This is a genomic window from Brevibacterium limosum (assembly GCF_011617705.1).
Taxonomy (GTDB): domain Bacteria; phylum Actinomycetota; class Actinomycetes; order Actinomycetales; family Brevibacteriaceae; genus Brevibacterium; species Brevibacterium limosum.
In genome coordinates this window covers 1,736,452-1,754,744 of sequence record NZ_CP050154.1, presented here as the reverse complement: position 1 = coordinate 1,754,744, position 18,293 = coordinate 1,736,452, and the positions used below count along the sequence as shown (strand labels likewise).

The window sequence follows — 18,293 nt, the reverse complement described above, 5'->3', positions numbered from 1 at the left end:
CGGGCACGCAAACAGCCAATTCCGGTGAGCATATTCACCGGTTATCCGGTATACACGCAATCGAATTCCCGTGAATCGACCGGCACATCACTCATGCTCTTCCCGGCACCCGATCGCAGTGACTCATCGCCCGAGATCACCGTGATAGCGGGGATCAGGCAGAGGCGTGCGAGAGGTTGAAGAACACTGACGCGATGATCTGAATGCCGATGAGCAGGACGATGAATCCCAGATCGAGCGAGACCTGCCCCAGGCGCAGCGGCGGAATGACCTTGCGCAGGAGCTTCAGCGGCGGATCGGTGAGCGTGTACACGATCTCGGCGAGGACGAGCAGGAACCCCGAGGGTTTCCAGTCGCGGGAGAACACCTGGACCAGGTCGAGCACGACTCGCGCCAGGAGCACGTAGACATAGAGGCTCAGAGCTGTACCGAGGATGTAGAAGATGATGGCCACGTGGGTCCCCCGCGCCTTTCGTTGTTGCTTGAGTTCCGAGGCTTCAGCCTATCGGCTCCAGCTGAGGACGAGTTGAGAGATTCTTCGGCTGCGTTCAGCTCTGGTTGAAGAAGCTGGCCTGAGTGTCCGAATCCGCTTCGTTCTCGCCGGCGACCTCGATGTTCTCGGGAGTGAGCAGGAAGACCTTGTTCGTCACCCGTTCGATCGACCCGTGCAGACCGAAGATCAGTCCGGCGGAGAAGTCGACGAGGCGCTTGGAGTTGTTCTCGTCCATCTCCGAGAGATTCATGATCACGGGGGTGCCCTCGCGGAAGGCGGCACCGATGACCATGGCGTCGTTGTAGCTGCGGGGGTGGATGGTCCTGATGCGATTCATTGAGGTTCCTGGCGCCGGGGTGTCTACGGGACGGATCGGTGACGGATGGATCGGTGTCACCGGGGCCGGAGTCCGCTCTTCCGCTGCTGCCGGTTCGTCGTACTGCTCGACGTCGTCGAAGGTCTCGACGACTTCGCGGTCCCGGTGGGCGGGTTCACGACGATCGGTGCGCTGGGCGGTCTCGTCCTCTTCTTCGACGAAACCCAGGTATTCCAGCGTCTTCTTGATTGCTGACATGTCTAAAGCTCCTCGGACTTCGGCACTTGCTCACCTGTCGCCCAAACTATCGCACGCGGGCATCCGGGCAGGTGAGTCCTACGGGTGTGTCGCGGTCTTTTCTTCCTGCAGCCAGATGATCCCGGCGAACCTGCCCGTCCGCTTCTGTCGGCGGTAGGAGAACAGATCCTCGGATTCCTTCGTGCAGGTGCGTGAGAAATGATCGATGGTCACGTCTGCCCGCCCCAACTGTTCGGCGACGGCTCCGGCGACGTCGAGTGCCGGTGTGCCGGTCACCGACACCGAGGCGGCCGTCGGCTCGATCGCCGCGACCTCGCTTCTCAGCCCGGCCGGGACTTCGTAGCAGCGGGGGCAGACCGAGGGGCCGATGACCGCGTGGATGTCCCCGGCCCCGGCCTCGCGCATCGCGGCGACCGCGGTGCCGACCACGCCCGCGGCCATGCCCGGACGTCCCGCATGGACGGCGGCGATGACCCCGGCTTCGGCATCGGCGAGCATGACTGGGGTGCAGTCGGCGACCATGATCGCCAGTCCGATCCCGGGGACGGTCGTCATCTGGGCATCGGCTTCGACCGATGCCTGCCGCAGCTGCGCCTCGTCGCTGATGGTGTGCACATCGGTTCCGTGCACCTGGGAGACGAACGAGAGCCGCTCCCCGCTCAGGCCGATGACCTGAGCGAGAGCGGCTCGGTTGGCTGCGACGAGTTCGTCATCGTCTCCGACGTGACGGGCGAGGTTGAACGAGGAGAAGTCCCCGCTCGAATAGCCGCCGTGCCGGTCGGTGAAGGCGACATGGGCGGTGCGCCTGCCCGGGATGACGAACCTCGAGCGCAGCATATTACTTGAGGAAGTCCGGGATATCGAGGTCGGAGTCGAAGTTCGAGGTGCTGCGTTCGTTCGGCAGCGAGGCAGGAATCTGGTGCTCCTCGCTGCGGCGCGGAGCAGCCGCCGGCTCGTCGGCTTCCGGAGTCTCGGGCTCGGATTCGGCGATGACGGGCGACTCGGCCTCGGTCTCTGCCGGAGCGGCCGGGATCGGCGCCGGGATCTGATCGGACCCTGCGGTCTCGGCATTCGGCGAGGAGTTGTCGAATCCGGCTGCGATGACGGTCACGCGGCATTCGTCACCGATGTTGTCGTCGATGACGGCACCGAAGATGATGTTCGCTTCGGGGTGCGCGGCTTCCTGCACCAGACGGGCGGCCTCGTTGACCTCGAAGAGTCCGAGGTCGCCGCCGCCGGTGATGCAGAACAGCACTCCGTGGGCTCCGTCGATGCTGGCTTCCAGCAGCGGGGACGCGATGGCGGATTCGGCGGCCTGCACGGCGCGGTCGTCTCCGGTCGCGGCACCGATGCCCATGAGCGCGGTTCCGGCGTCCTGCATGACCGACTTGACGTCGGCGAAGTCGAGGTTGATCAGGCCGGGCACCGAGATCAGGTCGGTGATGCCCTGAACACCGGAGCGCAGGACCTCATCGGCGGAGCGGAATGCTTCGACGACGGAGACGCTGCGGTCGGAGATCGAGAGCAGACGGTCATTGGGAATGACGATGAGGGTGTCGACCTCTTCGCGCAGCGCCGCGATTCCGGCTTCTGCCTGTGCGGAGCGACGACGTCCCTCGAAGGTGAAGGGACGGGTGACGACACCGATGGTCAGCGCGCCGAGCGAACGGGCCACGCGGGCCACGACGGGGGCGGCGCCGGTTCCCGTGCCGCCGCCTTCGCCAGCGGTGACGAAGACCATGTCCGCACCTTCGAGGGCGTCGCGGATGGCGTCTTCGGAGGACTCGGCGGCCTTGCGGCCGATCTCCGGGTCCGCACCTGCACCGAGCCCGCGGGTCTGGTCACGTCCGATCTCGAGCTTGACATCGGCATCGGAGAGGACGAGTGCCTGGGCATCGGTGTTGATTGCGATGAACTCCACGCCGCGCAGGCCGACGTCGATCATCCTCTGCACAGCGTTGACACCGCCGCCGCCGGTTCCGGCAACCTTGATATCCGCTCCGGATTGTGGGAATTCAGCCAAGTCGGTTCCTCGTCTCAAGCGCTTCGGTCACGCAGGGTCTGCGTGTGCAATCGGTCTGTGTTCTCTGCCCTGAGGCTATTGGGCGGGGCAACATCACTGCAACCATTCTCCCCGGAGTGTCGGACTTCGGCCAAACTCCGCGCCCGGTGTGTCGGGGCCAAACGGAGGCAATCGTGGTGACTGCCCGGCGTGGGACGGACACGGAGGTCTCATGGCCGGCGCCCCCGGGTCTTCGGGGCTCGATCGGTTCGGGACTGAGTCGGTCGGTTCGGGACTGAGCCGGTCGGTTCGGGACTGAGCCGGTCGGCTCAACACTGAGCCGGTCGGTTCGGGACTGAGCCGGTCGGTTCGGGACTCAGTCGGTCACGGGCACCGAAGGCACGGAGACGTCGATCTCGGTGCGGCCCTCCGCGGCGAGTTGGGCGGCGGTGCGCATCTTGAGGCTGGAGTCGGAGGCATCGCCGAACACGACTGTGGCCTTCTGTTCTCCTGTGTCGAGGCGACCTTCGAGGCTCATGGCGTCCTTGGCCTCGATCGTCACCAGCTGACGGCGCAGCTCCGGCCGCAGGTCGCCCATGAACCGGATCACCGCGGACACGGTCTCTCTGTCCGGTTGGTGCCCGCCCCCGCTGAGCACGGTGAGCTTCTTAGGTGCCGTGTCGACTGTTCCGAGGTCGACGGCCTCGGAGTCGTAGAGGCGGTAGCCGGATTCGCCTTCGATCGCGATGACAGGGGTGCGGTCGGTGATCTCGATCTTCAGGGCACGGGGGCCGGAATAGCGGACGGAGGCCGCTTCGGCTTTCGGGAACTCCTTGAGCACGGACTGCTCGACCGCACCGGGACGCACCTGGGGCAGCGGGCTGCCGCCCTCGGTGTCGAGGACGAAGCTGCTGACTCGGTCGGTGTCGACCAGTCGGCTGCCGCTGACCTGGACTTTCTGCAGGGCCAGCAGAGGTGTGAACCAGGCGACGGCGACGATGGCGATGAGGGCTGCGACGATGCCGACGGCGATGAGTCGGCGGCGCCACGTCTGCCGACGGCGGGCCCGGATGACTCCGGTGAGGTCCGCAGTGGAGTTGTCACCGGCCCGAGCCGGGGGAAGCGGCACCATCGGCCTCAGCTCTCCAATGCGCTCAGCAGCTCGGGTCCGAGGATCGTCACGTCACCGGCTCCGACGGTGAGCACGAGGTCGCCCGGCTTCACCCGGGCGGCGACGAAGGGGACCGCCTCGGCGAACGATTCCAGGAAGGTCACGTTCTCGTGCGGGACTCGGTCGGCGATGAGCGCTCCGGTGACTCCGGGCACGGGATCTTCGCGGGCGGGGAAGACGTCGAGGACGACGACCTCATCGGCCAGGCCGAGGGCGTGGCCGAACTCCTCCCGGAACTCCATCGTCCGCGAGTACAGGTGCGGCTGGAAGATCGCCCAGACGCGTCCCCCGTCGGTGACGACTCCGCGGGCGGCGCTGAGCACGGCCCGCACTTCGGTGGGGTGGTGGGCGTAGTCGTCGATGACTCGCACTCCGCCGGCGAGCCCGCGTTCTTCGAACCGGCGGCGGGTCCCGCCGTATCCGGCGAGCCCGGTGGCAGCGCGTTCGACATCGGCACCGAGGCTGTGTGCCACGGCGATCGCGGCAGTGGCGTTGAGGGCGTTGTGCATTCCCGGCTGCCGCAGTTCGACCCGCAGCTCGTCGTCCCGGCCGGGCAGGTCGAGGACGAAGGACGAGCCGATTCCGGAGTCGAGGTCACGCAGCATGATATCGGCGTCGTCGGAGGTGCCGTAGAGGACGACGTCGGCTCCCTGACTGCGGGAGTGCATGGCGACGTCGTGGGATCCCGGGTCGTCGGCACAGGCGATGATCGTGCCGCCGCGGGACTGGATGCCGGCGCAGAATTCGATGAAGGCTTCGCGCACCTTCTCCGGTGTCCCGTAGTGGTCGAGGTGGTCGGCTTCGACGTTCGTGAGGATGCCGATGGCCGGTTCGTAGAGGAGGAACGATCCGTCGGATTCGTCCGCCTCGGCGACGAAGACGTCTCCGGTGCCCAGGTGGGCGTTCGTGCCCGTCGTCGACAGCACTCCCCCGATCACGAAGGACGGATCGACTCCGCAGGCCTGGAGGGCGACGGTGGTCATCGACGTGGTCGTGGTCTTTCCGTGGGTGCCGGCCACGGCCACGGCCCGCCGGTCGACCATGAGCGAGGCCAGGGCCCCGGAGCGGTGCAGGATGCGCAGTCCCCGACGCTGCGCTTCGACGAGTTCGGGGTTGTTCTTGCGGATGGCTGAGGAGATGACGAGCGTATCGGCCTCGCCGAGGTTGGCGGGCGAATGTCCGATCGTGACGGTGGCGCCCAGGGTGCGGAGCACGTCGACGACGTTGGATTCCTTCGCATCCGATCCGGACACGGCGACTCCGTTCATGACCATGATCCGGGCGATTCCGGACATTCCCGAACCGCCGATCCCGATGAAGTGGACGGCTCCGAGTTCACCGACGGGAACGATGTTCGCAGGACTCGTGTTCGCAGAGGTCATGTTCAGCCTTCCAGCGCGCGATTGACGATGGCGGCCATGCGGGCCGCGGCATCGGTGGGGTAGTTCAGCTCCAGTGCCGCTGCGCTCATGTCGGCGCGGCGGGTTTCGTCGGCGAGCAGCGGCAGGATGGTCTCGACGACCGTCGACGGGGAGAACTCCGCATTGTCGACCATCAGCGAGGCCCCGGCGGCGACGCTGCCGGAGGCGTTGAGACGCTGTTCGCCGTTGCCGATGGCCAGGGGCACATAGAGTGCCGGCACTCCGGCGACCGTGGCTTCGGAGACCGTAGCGGCTCCGGAGCGGGCGACGAGCAGATCGGCGACCGCATAGGCCCGGTGCATTCCGTCGACGTAGTCGACGACGTGGTAGTCGGGCAGTTCCGCGGCGACCGTGCGCAGAGCGTCGCCCTTTCCCGCTCCCGTGATGTGGAGGACCTGGATGCCGGCGTCCTGGCAGGCGGTCGCGGTGGCCAGGAAGGCTTCGTTGATCTTCTGTGCGCCCGACGAGCCGCCGGTGACGACGAGGACCGGGCGGTCATCGCGCAGTCCGAGATCGGCACGGAACCCTGCTCGCTGTGCGTCGTCGCTGCGGTCGAGATCGGTGATCTCGGTGGGCATGGGCATGCCGACGAGAGTCGAGTTCCGCAGCTTCGTGTCCGGGAAGGTGATCCCGACCCGACCGGGTGTGGTCAGTCGCGCGCCGAGGCGGTTGGCCATTCCCGGCTTCGCGTTGGCTTCGTGGACGATCAGCGGGATCTTCGCCTGTCTGGCGGCGAGGAACGCCGGTGGGCAGACGTAGCCGCCGACGCCGACGACGGCGTCTATGCTGCGGGACGAGATGATCTGTCCGACGGCGGAGATGTTGCCGCGGAAGCGGCCCGGGAATTTCAGCAGCGCCGGGCTGATCGACCGGGGCATGGGCACCTTGTCGATGGTGAGCAGTTCGAATCCGCCACGCGGAACGATTTCGGCTTCGAGTCCGTCGGGAGTGCCCAATGCCACGACATCCCAATCGGGGTGCTGCCGTCGCAGCTCGCGGCCGATCGCCAGCATCGGCGAGATATGGCCGGTGGTGCCTCCACCGGCGAGGAGGATGCTCGTCATCTCATTTCCTTTTCTTGCGGGCAAGCACGGCGAGTGAGGATCGCAGCCGATCCTTGTTGGCGGCGATGGCCGCCTCGGCGCCCGGCTCCGTGCGGGCGAACGACAGCACCACTCCGACAGCGAGGAGTGAGGCGATGATCGAGGAGCCGCCGTAGGACACGAACGGCAGCGGCAGACCGATGACTGGCAGCAGTCCGGTCACGACGCCGATGTTGATGCCGGCCTGGCCGACGATGAGGGCGAAGAAGCCGGCGGTGGCGACCTGGACCATGAGACTGTTCGAACGCATCACCACACGGACCATTCCGAAGCCGAGGACGGCGAAGATGAGGATGACGACGAGGGTGCCGACGAGCCCCAGCTCCTCTCCGATGATGGCGAAGATGAAGTCGTTGTGGGCTTCGGGCAGCCAGGACCATTTCTCACGGCTGGCGCCGAGCCCGACACCCAGCCATCCGCCGGAGGCCAGGGAGAACAGTCCGTGGTTGGACTGCCAGGCTTGGCCCATGGTGTCCGCGGCGCTCTGATCGGCATGTCCGGTGAGCATCGCTTGGATGCGGTCGAGACGGTTCTGGGAGCTGAGGACGAAGAAGACGACGGACGCGGCCAGCACGCTGCCCAGCAGCAGGAAGTACTTCATCGGGAATCCGCCGACGAACAGGCAGACGACCGCCATGGCCATGATGACGAGTCCGGTGCCCAGGTCGTTGCCGGCGACGACGAGGCCGACGGCGGCGAGGGTTCCGGGGACGACGGGGATCATGGCGTGGCCGAAGGTGGTCATCTTCCCGGCCTTCTGGGCCAGGATGAAGCCGAGCCACAGGGCGAGGGCGACCTTGAGGAACTCGGAGGGCTGGATCTGGAATCCGCCGAGGCCGATCCAGTTCGCATTGCCCTTCGTCTCCTTGCCGAGTCCGGGTGCGAAGACCAGAGCCTGCATGATGAGTCCGCCGATGATCGCGAACCACGCGATCCGCTTCCAGAACTGCAGCGACATCCTGCTCGCCGTGTACATGAGGACGAGGCCGACCCCGGCGAACATCGCCTGCTTGTTGAAGTAGGCGAATGAGGAGCCCGCTCCCCCGTCGTACGAGGTGATCGATGAGGCGGAGAGCACCATGACCAGGCCGAGCCCCGTGAGCAGCACCACGGAGACGAGGATGAGGAAGTAGGTCGTCAGCGGATGAGCGGAGAGACCGGCGATATCGCCGCGCAGATGATCCCACGCTCTCCCGAGCACCGAGGCGGTCTTCTCAGAGTTCTTCCCGGCGGCTTTCGCCGGTTTCCTCTCCACCGCTGCTGTCGTGGACGCCGTACCGCGTGGAGCAGCCGTCCTGCTCCCGGCCGGACGCTTCCCGGCAGTCGTGGTCGTGGCGGACTTCCTCGTGGCGGATTTCCTCGCGGCAGACTTCGCAGCAGCAGTCTTCGCGGTGGGAGTCTTCGCGGCGGTCTTCACGCCCGAGGTCTTTGCCGCGGTCTTCACTCCGGCATCCTTCGACGTCGTCGGAGCGGATGCGGAGACCGTCGACTTCGCAAGCTTGCGACGGCGACGTTCATCCGCCTTCGCGGTGGTCTGCCGTCCCATCTCAGCGCTCCAGATGCGTGTTGACGGCCTCGGTGAACAGTTCGCCGCGTGTGTTGTAGTTGAGGAACTGGTCCATGCTCGCGGCGGCTGGGGCCAGGAGCACGGTGTCTCCGGCTTCGGCCACGCCTGCGGCGGCCTCGACTGCGGCCGCGGCGACGGCCTCCCCACGGCGCTTCGGCACTCCGGAGTCCACGGCCAGGGCCGGTTCGATCCGGATGACGTCGAGGTCGGGAATGGTCGCGGCGATGGCCTCGCGGTAGGCCGAGTCATCGGAGCCGATGAGCACGAGTGCCTTCAGTCGGTCGCGGTGGTCGGCGAACAGTGAGGTGAAGTCGGCGCCCTTCGGCAGTCCGCCGGCGATCCAGATGATCGAGTCGAAGGCGGCCAGAGAGGCATTCGCGGCATGGGTGTTCGTCGCCTTCGAGTCGTCGACCCAGCGGATGCCGTCTGCTTCTGCGACGGTGACCATGCGGTGGGCGCCGAGAGAGTGGCTGCGCAGACCGGCGGAGATCGCTTGGCCCGGCACGTCGATGGCGCGTGCCAGACAGGCTGCGGCCAGAGCATTGGCGACCTGGTGCGGAGCGGGGCGGGAGCCGGCGACGCCGGTGGCGACCGCCACGTCTTCGAGGGAGGCGAGTTCGGCGGCCGAGGAGTAGCGCTGAGGGATGAAGGCCCGATCGACGAGGAGGTCCTCGACGACTCCGAGCTCACCGGGGCGAGGCACACCGGAGGTGAAGCCGATGGCCTTGGCTCCTTCGATGACGTCGGCGTCCTCGACCATGTGCAGAGTCACCTCGTCGGCGCAGTTGTACACGCAGGCGAGCTTCGCGTTGTGGAAGATCTTCGCTTTGTCGTACGCGTAGGCTTCGGCGCTGCCGTGCCAGTCGAGGTGGTCGGGAGCGATGTTGAGCACGGCCGCGGCGTCGGCGCTCATCGACTCCTGCCAATGCAGCTGGAAGCTCGAGAGTTCGATCGCGAGGACTTCGAGCCCGGGTTCGAGGACTGCTTCGAGCAGCGGGGTGCCGATGTTGCCGCAGGCTTTGGCCTTGAGTCCGGCGGCCAGCAGCATCGATTCGAGCATCGTCGTGGTCGTCGTCTTGCCGTTGGTGCCGGTGATGGCCAGCCATTTGGCGTCATTGGCCCCGCGGATCCGCCAAGCGAGTTCGACTTCGCCGATGACGGGGACTCCGGCTGCCGCGGCCGCCGCGAGCACCGGCTGGTCGGGTCGCCAACCGGGAGAGGTGACGACAAGGTCGAACTCACCTTCGGGCAGGGCTTCGACGTGTTCGGGTCCGCGTCGGATGTCGACGTCGAAGACCTCGAGGATCTGCGCCTTCTCACTCACATCGACGGTGTCGTCACCGTCGATGACGATGACGTCGGCACCGCGTTCGCCGAGGTGGACGGCCGCGGGGAATCCCGTCACGCCGAGACCGGTGACGAGGATGCGCAGTCCCGCCAGGGATGAGCTCGGTCCGCTCAGTGCGACCGGGATCTCCTTGGCGGTGGTGGGTTCATCAGCCAACGCGGGCCACCCAATCGGCATAGAAGAGGCAGATTCCGGCGATGACGAAGAGGGCGGCGATGATCCAGAATCTCACCACGATCGTCACTTCGGCCCAGCCCTTGAGTTCGAAGTGGTGCTGCAGCGGGGCCATTCGGAACACGCGCTTGCCGGTGGTCTTGAAGGAGGCGACCTGGATGATCACGGACAGGGTGATGATGACGAAGAGTCCGCCGAGGACGATGAGCAGCAGCTCGGTGCGCGACATGATCGCCAGTCCGGCGAAGGCGCCGCCGATGGCCAGCGAACCGGTGTCGCCCATGAAGATCTTCGCCGGCGAGGTGTTGAACCACAGGAAGCCGAAGCAGGCCGCGGCCATGGCGCCGGCGACCATCGCGAGGTCGCGCGGGTCGCGCATGTAGTAGCAGGCGTTCGTGGCCTCGGACATGAGGTTGCAGTTCTGGGTCGACTGCCAGGTGCCGATGACGACGTAGGCGGCGAAGACGACCACCGAGGCGCCGGCGGCCAGACCGTCGAGACCATCGGTGAGGTTCACCGCGTTCGACACGGCGGTGACGATGAGGTTCGCCCAGATGACGAACAGGATGAGACCGAGGATCGCGGACCCGAAGGCGAGGTCGAGGTTCGTGTCGCGGATGAACGAGATCTTCGTCGAGGCCGGGGTCTCGCCGAAGGAGTTCGGGAACTGCAGGGCGAGGACGGCGAACGAGATGCCGACGAAGGCCTGTCCGATGAGCTTCGGCATCGGGCGCAGCCCCAGGGACCGCTGCTTCTTGATCTTGATGAAGTCGTCGAGGAAGCCGACGACCGCCAGTCCCGCAGCCAGCCACAGCACGAGCAGACCGGACGCCGTCGGCACGGAACCGGTGAACAGGTGTCCGAGCAGGTAGGCGAGCACGGCGGCACCGATGATGACGACGCCGCCCATGGTCGGAGTCCCGCGCTTCGTCGCGTGCGAGGTCGGACCGTCGTCACGGACGAACTGGCCGTATCCCTTCCTGACGAGCACCCGGATGAACAGCGGGGTGCCGACAAGGGCGAAGATGAGAGCCAGGCAGGCTGCGAGCAGTACGGCAATCATTGGGCCCCCGATACTCCGGCGATTTCGTCTCCGAGGTAGCGCAGACCGGCGTCTCGGGAGGACTTGAACAGGACGATGTCGCCGGGCGCGAGTTCGGCGCTCAGCAGATCTCTCGCCTCTGCCGCCGTGGCGACCCAGGCCGCCTCGTTGCCCCAGGAGCCTTCGAGGTTCGCGGCGTTGAAGATCGGTTTGGCGCCATCGCCGACGACGATGGTGCGGGTGATGTTGAGACGCACGACGAGCTCGCCGATGTCAGAGTGCGCGGACACCGACTCGTCACCGAGCTCGAGCATCTCACCGAGCACGGCGAAGGTGCGGCGCGGGCTGGTCTCCTCGTCCCCGCGGCCCATCGAAGCCAGGGTCTTCAGCGAGGCCCGCATGGATTCGGGATTCGCGTTGTAGGCGTCGTTGAGCACGGTCACGCCCGAGGGCGAGTCGATGAGCTCCATCCGCCAGCGGCTGGCCGCCGAGGAGGTGGACAGGGTCGTCACGATCGACTTCGTGGTGACTCCGCAGGCGTGGGCGATGGCGGCGGCGGCCAGGGCATTGCCGACGTGGTGTTCGCCGATGAGCGCCAGACGCACGTCCCGCGGCTCCTCACCGGGCAGAGTGAGGGTGAAGGTCGGGTGGCCGGAGGAGTCCGTGGTCACGGAGGTGCCGCGCACGACCCGGTCATCCGCTTCGACCCATTCGGGCAGGGACTCACGCTGCGAGAACCACAGGGTGGTCACCTCGGGGGCGAGGACTTCGCGCATCGCAGACACGCGGGTGTCGTCGGCGTTGAGCACGGCGGTCGACCCGGCGGTCAGGGACTCGACGAGCTCGGCCTTGGCCCGAGCCGTGTTCTCGATCGAACCGAAGACTCCCGAATGAGCGGTGCCCACGGCGAGTTCGACGGCGATATCGGGCCGGATGAGGCTGGTCAGGTAGGCGAGGTTGCCGATCGACCGGGCCCCCATCTCGAGGACGAGGAAGCGGGTGGACTCGTCGGCCCGCAGAGCCGTCAGCGGAACACCGACCTCGTTGTTGTACGAGTTCGGCGGCCACACGGTCTCGGCCTCACCGGAGAGCAGGTCCGCGGCGAGGTCCTTGACGGTGGTCTTGCCGACTGATCCGGTGATCGCGATGACGGTCAGCTCACCGTCGGCGCGCAGGCCCTCGATGCTGTGCTTGGCCAGCTGGCCGAGCGCTTCGGTGGCATCGGCGACGACGACGGACGGCAGCGGCTCGTCGTCGACGGTGGGGACGGATTCGCCGATGATCAGGGCCGCTCCCGCCTCGACGGCGGCGGCGGCGAATTCGATGCCGTCGAAGCTCTCGCCTCGGCGGGCGACGTAGATATCGCCGGGTCCGACTTCTCTCGAGTCGGTCACCACACCGGCGGTCAATGGGGTCTCGGGGTCGATGCCGTACAACTCGCCGCTCAGGGCGGTTGCGATCTCGGCTGCAGTCAGTCGCTTCATATCATCTGTGAACTTTACCTGGTTGTGCGCCGCCCAGTCGCATGGACAGCGCTGAGCGTGTCCTGGCCCGGTCGTCGAAATCGGTGACCGCGGTGCCCACGGTCTGGCCTGTCTCGTGCCCCTTGCCTGCGATGAGCACGGTTGCGCAGGCGTCCGCTCCCGCGATCGCCTCATCGATGGCGGCACCGCGATCGGGCACTTCGATGATCTTTTTCACACGGGCCCGCCCCGCATCCACCTCGGCGTCGATGCCCTGCCTGATGGCGGCGCGGATAGTATCCGGGTCCTCGGTGCGCGGATTGTCATCGGTGAGTACGATCACATCGGCTTCACGAGCCGCGGCCTGCCCCATTCCGAAGCGTTTGCCGCGGTCGCGGTCGCCTCCTGCGCCGAAGACGATGATGAGTTCGTCGGAATCGGCGTGCAGGGTCCTAAGTGCCTTCGCGATCGCATCGGGGGTGTGCGAGTAGTCGACGATGGCCCGCGGCAGGACCTCCGGGTGGGATTCCCCGAGAGCTCGCGGTCCGGAGACGTCGATGATCTCCATCCGTCCGGGCACCGTGGCCGCGAAGCTGCGGCCGATGGCGTCGATGGCTGCGGCCGGGATGCCCGATTCGATGAGCATCGAGGCCGCCAGCGCCGTGTTCGTGACGTTGAAGTCGCCGGGCAGCGGTGAGCGCAGTCGGATGCTCTCCCCTTCGCCGAGGTGGAGCACGAAGTCCGAAACGCCTGGGGTGTGTTCGATGCGCCACTGACTGCGCTCGTCGCGTCCCAGGGTGCGCACCGGCACCTGTGCGGCCTCCGTCATCCGCTCGCCCCATTCGTCTTCGACGACGATGACGGCCGTGTCGGAGAACGTCCGGGTGAACAGCTGGGCCTTCGCCTCGAAGTACTCCTCCATCGTGTTGTGGAAGTCGAGGTGGTCCTGGGACAGGTTCGTGAATCCTGCGACGCGGAAGTGCGCCCCGTCGACGCGGTGCTGGCTGAGCGCGTGGGAGGAGACCTCCATCGAGCAGGTGTCGACCTCGGCCTCGCGCATCTTCTTGAACAGTGCGTGGAGTTCGGGGGCTTCCGGCGTCGTGCGCACACTGGGAACGGTGTCACCGGCGATGAGGATGGCGACAGTCCCGATGACGGCGGTGCGGTGGCCGAGCGCCGCGAGCATTCCGTCGGCCAGGTAGGTCGTCGTCGTCTTCCCGTTCGTTCCGGTGACTCCGATGAGCTCCGGCACCGAGGTGGTCCCGTAGACGGCTGCGGAGACGAACCCGAGCACGGAGCGGGGCGCTTCGACGATGAGTGCGGTCACTCCGGCGAGAAGCTGCCTGTCTGCCTCGTCCGCGCTGAGGGATTCGGTGATGAGCTGCCAGCCGGCTTCGTCGGTGAGGACGGCGCTGACGCCGGCACGGATCAGTTCGGGGGCGAACTTCGCTCCGTGGACGTTCGCCCCCGGAAGTGCCGCGTAGAGCTGACCGGGTGAGACCGCTCGCGAGTCATGGGAAACTCCGGTGACCTCTGTCTCGGGGTCGCCGTGGAGGGTGCCGGGTGCGATCGGCAGCAGCTGTGAAAAACGCATCATTTCCATTCTCGAGCGGGCAGGTCGGGCTTCTGCGTCGACGGTGGGATCTTCAGATGCCGCATGGCGAAGCCCGCGACGTCGGAGAAGACGGGGGCTGCGGCCTGTCCACCGTAGTAGCCGTTTCGAGGCCTCTGCAAAGTCACGGAGATCGCGAGCTCGGGGTCTTCTGCCGGCAGGACGCCGACGAAGGAGGCGGTGTATCCGTCGTAGCCTCCGCCTTCGGCGGCCGGCGCTTGGGCCGTGCCGGTCTTGCCGGCCACTCGGTACCCCGAGACCTGGGCGGACTTGCCGGTGCCTTCGGCGACGACGCCTTCGAGCATCCGCAGGGTCTCGTCGGCGGCCTTCTCGCTGACGATCCGCTCGTTCTCCCCTGCCGGGGTGGAGATGGTGCGCCCGTTCGGTGAGATCATCCCGTCGACCAGACGGGAGGGCACGTGCACTCCCCCGTTGGCGATGGTGGAGATGACGTCGGTGGTCTGGATCGCGTTCGCGGCCACACCCTGACCGAACATCACGGTGTACTTCGTGCGTCCGTCCCAGTCTTCGTAGGGGTGCAGGATGCCTGCAGTCTCGGCCGGGAAGCCGATGCCCGAGCTGGAGCCGAAGCCGAACTTCTTCATGTATTCGTAGCGCTGCGCCTCGGTGAGTTCCTTTCCGGCCAGCACGGTGCCGGTGTTCGAGGATTCGGCGAGGATTCCGGCGAAGGTGAGCTTCTCGTCGGGGTGTTCGTGGGAGTCGCGGAACTCTTCGTCGTTCGGCGCCTTCCACTTGTCGGGGACGGTGAACTCCTGTTCGGGAGTCACGAGCCCCTGGTCGAGCAAAGATGCGGCGGTGACCATCTTCGCGGTCGAACCGGGTTCGAAGACGTCGGTGAAGATGCGCGAGCCGCGGTCGGGACCGTCGACCTTGCCGGGAGAGTTCGGGTCGACAGTGGGAGCGTCCGCGGCGGTGATGATCCGTCCGGTCTTGATCTCCTTGATGACGATCGAGGCGGATTCGGCTTCGTGCTTCTTCCGCTGCTCCTCGATGGCCTGCTGAGCGTAGTACTGCATCGCAGGGTCGATCGTCGTCTGCAGTCCCTGACCGTCGACGGCGTCCTTCATGTTGTTGTCGCCGAGCGGAATGATCTCTCCGCGTGCCCCGCGTTCGTACTGCTGTTGGCCGTCCGTGCCCGACAGCTGTTCGTCATAGGCCATTTCCAGTCCGGCCTGAGCCGTGCCGTCGGAGCTGAGGAAGCCGACGAGGTTGCCGGCGACTCCGCCAGCGGGATATGAACGCACTGCGTACTCCTCGGCGGAGACGCCGAGGACTCCGAGCTTCTTCACCTCACGCCACGTCTCCGAGGTCAGTCCCTTGGCGACGGGGTTCCAGCGTTTGTCACCGACGAGCTTCGGGTAGAGCAGACCGGGGTCGGTGTTCAGCGGCTTCGACAAGGCTTCGGCCGCACCCCATGCACCCACGAGTTCGCCGTCGACCTCGTATTGGGCGACGTTCTGCTGGTCGACGACGAGCTGGTAGCGGGAGACGCTGTCGGCGAGCACGGCGCCGTCGGCGGCGAGGATCTGTCCGCGGTCGGCCGGCAGGGTCCGGGTGACGAGCCGGTTCGACAGCGCCTTCTCCGCCAGCTTCATCGAGTCCATGCCCTGGATCGACACGAGTCGGCCGGAGGTGATGAGGAGAGCGAGGACCGACAGCGCGGCGATGATGCCCATCCGCAGACGCAGATTGGGGCCATCGCCCTTGCGCTTCTTCTTCAGTCGGGTCTTGGCTGAGCCCATAGCTTGAGTCCTCGGTCCTTGGTGTGGTCGGCGTATGGTTCGGTCAGGCCGTTCCCTGGTCCCGGTGAGCTCGGACTACTTCGGCGCCTCCTGGCTCGGAGCCGCCACGTCCTGGCTCGGGCTGCCCCCGACGACCGGGAGCTTCTCATCCGATCGTAGATTGGGTCGGATGTCTTCACGTGTATCGGCACGCGGGCCGGGCACGACTGTGGGCTCTTTCTCACCGCTGACGTCGATTCCCGGTGCGTCGATGATCTTTCCGGTCTTCGCATCGAGGAATTCCGGTGAGGAATCGCGGACGAGGCCGAGTTCTTCGGCGGCCAGCGCGATGTTCTGCGGGGACTCGCGGTACGAATTGTCCTCTACGAGGCGGTCCTTCTGTTCGGCGAGGGCTTCCTTCTCGCTCGTCAGCTGGTCGACCTTATACGAGGTGTTGGCAACGAAGATGTTGAGCAGCAGCACGGCCACGAGAGTGGCGAGAAGGATCCCCACACACAGCAGCGAGAAGGGCAGACGGGACTTGGGCAGCTCGAATTTGAGCAGCCGCAGCTTCGCCCCGCCCTGCTGGCCACCGGCCTCTTCGAGCCGGCGGAAGCGTTCGGTGAAGTGGGACTGACCCGCGGTCGCCTGTGTGTTCTTCACGATCGTGCCTCCCTGATCTTCTGCACTGCCCGCAGTCGGACGCTCGCCGCCCGCGGGTTGGTCTCTGCTTCTTGCTCATCAGCCATTTCGGCGCCCCGGATGATCTCGGTCAGCCAGGGCTGGTGCGCTTCGGGCACGACCGGCAGGTCCGGCGGCGCCGAGGAGGTCGTGGCCGCCCGGAAGGTCTTCTTCACGATCGTGTCCTCCAATGACTGGTAGGACTCGATGACGGCTACTCCCCCGATGTGCAGTGCTTCCAGTGCCGCCGGCAGTGCGGTGCGCAGCACCCCGAGCTCGTCGTTGACCTCGATGCGCAGGGCCTGGAAGGTGCGTTTGGCGGGATGCGACTTCTTCTTCGTCTGCGGAATCACCCGCGAGAGCATGGCTGCGAGCTGGTCCGAGGTCTCCCACGGAGTGTGCGTCCGGTCGGTGACGATGATCTTCGCGATCCTGCCGGCCAGCTTCTCCTCGCCGTATTCGCGAAGGATGCGACGCAGCTCGGATTCGGAGTACGTGGCGAGCACCTTCGCGGCCGTGAGTTCCTGGGTGCGGTCCATGCGCATGTCCAGGGGCGCCGGCCGGGCGTAGGAGAATCCGCGCTCGTCTTCGTCCAGTTGGAGGGAGGACACCCCCAGGTCGAGCAGGATCGCGCTGATCGCCTCGATGCCGAGGTCGGCGAGCACGTCGGGCAGCTCATCGTCGACGGCGTGGACGATATCGGTGCGGTCGGCGAAGGGGGCCAGACGTGCGGTGGCGATGTCGATGGCCTGCAGATCGCGGTCGATGCCGACGAGGTGGACGTCGTCGAAGGCGCTCAGCACGGCTTCGGCGTGCCCGCCCATGCCCAAGGTGCCGTCGACGACGACCGGGGTGAGTCCGGCAACACGTGCGGCGTCGACCCCGACGCCGATGAGTTCGACCACGCGCTGAAGGAGCACCGGTACGTGCTGAGCTGTCATTCGTGGGTCCTTCATACGGGGGTGGTCGGGGGTGCGCTGCTGGAGCCAGAACCTTGACCGCCGTGGCCCTGCCACCGGGGAAGTGTGTCAGGACGTCCGAGCTTCGGAAACGGGGAAGTTCCCCGAAACTCGAGCACGGCGGGCAAGGATCAAACCCGAGCAGAATCAGATCACTCCGGGGATCACCTCCTCCTCGCGTTCGGCGAAGGTCTGCTGAGCGCCGACGAGGTAGTCCTCCCAGGTCGGTGCATCCCAGATCTCGACTCGGTTGCCCATGCCGATCACTGCGACTTCCCGTGTCAGTGATGCGTACTGCCGCAATATGTTCGGGACCGTGATGCGTCCCTGTTTGTCCGGTTGGTCCGCAAATGCCGCCGACAGGAACACACGCTGGTAATCGCGGGCTTCCTTATTCGTCTTCGGCGCGTTCTGGATTCGCGCGTGCTCGGCTTCGAACTCCGTGGTGGGGAACAGGGTGAGGCAGTTCTCCTGGCCACGGGTCAGAACGAGTCCGGGCGACAGCTCCTCGCGGAACTTTGCGGGCAGGATGAGGCGACCTTTGTCGTCGAGCTTCTGCATATGAGTGCCCAAGAACATGTCGTCTCACCCCTTTCGAAACCCATCGGCTCCGATAGCAACCACAGTACTCCACTTCCCTCCACAGATTCCAGCTTTTCACCCCGCCGATGCCGAAGACCCATTATTTTCCCAGGTCAGACAGGTGGAGGAAAGTGGGGAAAATTTCCCGAAGGCGCGTTGCGGGAGTGTCGGACGACCGGAAGATGATGGGTTCACGGTGAGGGTGCGCCGCCTCGGCGAGAGTGCCGATGACGGCCGGGATCCGCGAGAATCCGCGGATCGTCACGGATTCCCCGCACCACCGTGGAGGCGAGTGGGGAGGGAAGTGGAGGGTCCGCGTGGAGGAAAGTGGGGCGGAGGGTGGGGAGTGGAGTGGGGGT

The 18,293-nt window shown here is 66.3% G+C and carries 16 protein-coding genes; all 16 read right to left on the bottom strand.

Annotated features, from left to right (window positions below; translation table 11 throughout):
* Positions 1–154: 154 nt before the first annotated feature.
* Complete coding sequence (locus tag GUY37_RS07815; RefSeq protein ID WP_166824179.1) at positions 155–454, bottom strand: YggT family protein; 300 nt, start codon at positions 452–454, stop codon at positions 155–157.
* 94 nt (positions 455–548) lie between these two features.
* Positions 549–1,067 (bottom strand): cell division protein SepF, encoded by a 519-nt coding sequence (locus GUY37_RS07810; RefSeq protein ID WP_166824175.1) that lies wholly within the window; start codon positions 1,065–1,067, stop codon positions 549–551.
* Between the two features lie 78 nt (positions 1,068–1,145).
* Positions 1,146–1,904, bottom strand: a complete 759-nt coding sequence (gene pgeF, locus GUY37_RS07805; protein WP_166824172.1) for a peptidoglycan editing factor PgeF — start codon at positions 1,902–1,904, stop codon at positions 1,146–1,148.
* Position 1,905: 1 nt separating this feature from the next.
* Complete coding sequence (gene ftsZ / locus GUY37_RS07800; protein ID WP_166824169.1) at positions 1,906–3,090, bottom strand: cell division protein FtsZ; 1,185 nt, start codon at positions 3,088–3,090, stop codon at positions 1,906–1,908.
* Between the two features lie 355 nt (positions 3,091–3,445).
* Positions 3,446–4,201 carry a cell division protein FtsQ/DivIB gene (locus tag GUY37_RS07795; RefSeq protein ID WP_166824166.1) on the bottom strand — a complete coding sequence of 252 codons (756 nt, stop codon included), beginning with the start codon at positions 4,199–4,201 and terminating at the stop codon, positions 3,446–3,448.
* Between the two features lie 5 nt (positions 4,202–4,206).
* Positions 4,207–5,622, bottom strand: a complete 1,416-nt coding sequence (gene murC / locus GUY37_RS07790; protein WP_166824163.1) for a UDP-N-acetylmuramate--L-alanine ligase — start codon at positions 5,620–5,622, stop codon at positions 4,207–4,209.
* Between the two features lie 2 nt (positions 5,623–5,624).
* Entirely contained in the window at positions 5,625–6,725 is a 1,101-nt protein-coding gene (locus GUY37_RS07785) for a UDP-N-acetylglucosamine--N-acetylmuramyl-(pentapeptide) pyrophosphoryl-undecaprenol N-acetylglucosamine transferase (RefSeq protein WP_166824160.1), read from the bottom strand.
* Position 6,726: 1 nt separating this feature from the next.
* The gene (gene ftsW, locus GUY37_RS07780) at positions 6,727–8,310 is read right to left on the bottom strand and encodes a putative lipid II flippase FtsW (protein WP_166824157.1); all 1,584 of its coding nucleotides are present in this window, start codon (positions 8,308–8,310) and stop codon (positions 6,727–6,729) included.
* Position 8,311: 1 nt separating this feature from the next.
* A complete protein-coding gene (murD, locus tag GUY37_RS07775; protein WP_166824153.1) occupies positions 8,312–9,856 on the bottom strand; it encodes a UDP-N-acetylmuramoyl-L-alanine--D-glutamate ligase in 1,545 nt (514 codons plus the stop codon).
* Positions 9,828–10,916 carry a phospho-N-acetylmuramoyl-pentapeptide-transferase gene (gene mraY / locus GUY37_RS07770; protein ID WP_166824150.1) on the bottom strand — a complete coding sequence of 363 codons (1,089 nt, stop codon included), beginning with the start codon at positions 10,914–10,916 and terminating at the stop codon, positions 9,828–9,830. Before mraY ends, murD begins: the two co-directional genes overlap by 29 nt.
* A complete protein-coding gene (locus tag GUY37_RS07765; protein WP_166824147.1) occupies positions 10,913–12,379 on the bottom strand; it encodes a UDP-N-acetylmuramoyl-tripeptide--D-alanyl-D-alanine ligase in 1,467 nt (488 codons plus the stop codon). Before GUY37_RS07765 ends, mraY begins: the two co-directional genes overlap by 4 nt.
* Before the next feature lies 1 nt (position 12,380).
* A complete protein-coding gene (locus GUY37_RS07760) occupies positions 12,381–13,952 on the bottom strand; it encodes a UDP-N-acetylmuramoyl-L-alanyl-D-glutamate--2,6-diaminopimelate ligase (RefSeq protein WP_228278430.1) in 1,572 nt (523 codons plus the stop codon).
* Positions 13,952–15,733, bottom strand: coding sequence for a peptidoglycan D,D-transpeptidase FtsI family protein (locus GUY37_RS07755; RefSeq protein ID WP_228278429.1), 1,782 nt, complete (start codon positions 15,731–15,733; stop codon positions 13,952–13,954). The genes GUY37_RS07760 and GUY37_RS07755 overlap by 1 nt, the downstream gene beginning before the upstream one ends.
* Before the next feature lie 75 nt (positions 15,734–15,808).
* The gene (locus GUY37_RS07750) at positions 15,809–16,375 is read right to left on the bottom strand and encodes a hypothetical protein (protein ID WP_228278428.1); all 567 of its coding nucleotides are present in this window, start codon (positions 16,373–16,375) and stop codon (positions 15,809–15,811) included.
* Complete coding sequence (gene rsmH, locus GUY37_RS07745; protein WP_166824141.1) at positions 16,372–17,334, bottom strand: 16S rRNA (cytosine(1402)-N(4))-methyltransferase RsmH; 963 nt, start codon at positions 17,332–17,334, stop codon at positions 16,372–16,374. Before rsmH ends, GUY37_RS07750 begins: the two co-directional genes overlap by 4 nt.
* 165 nt (positions 17,335–17,499) lie before the next feature.
* Positions 17,500–17,931, bottom strand: a complete 432-nt coding sequence (gene mraZ, locus GUY37_RS07740; protein WP_166824138.1) for a division/cell wall cluster transcriptional repressor MraZ — start codon at positions 17,929–17,931, stop codon at positions 17,500–17,502.
* Positions 17,932–18,293: the final 362 nt, after the last annotated feature.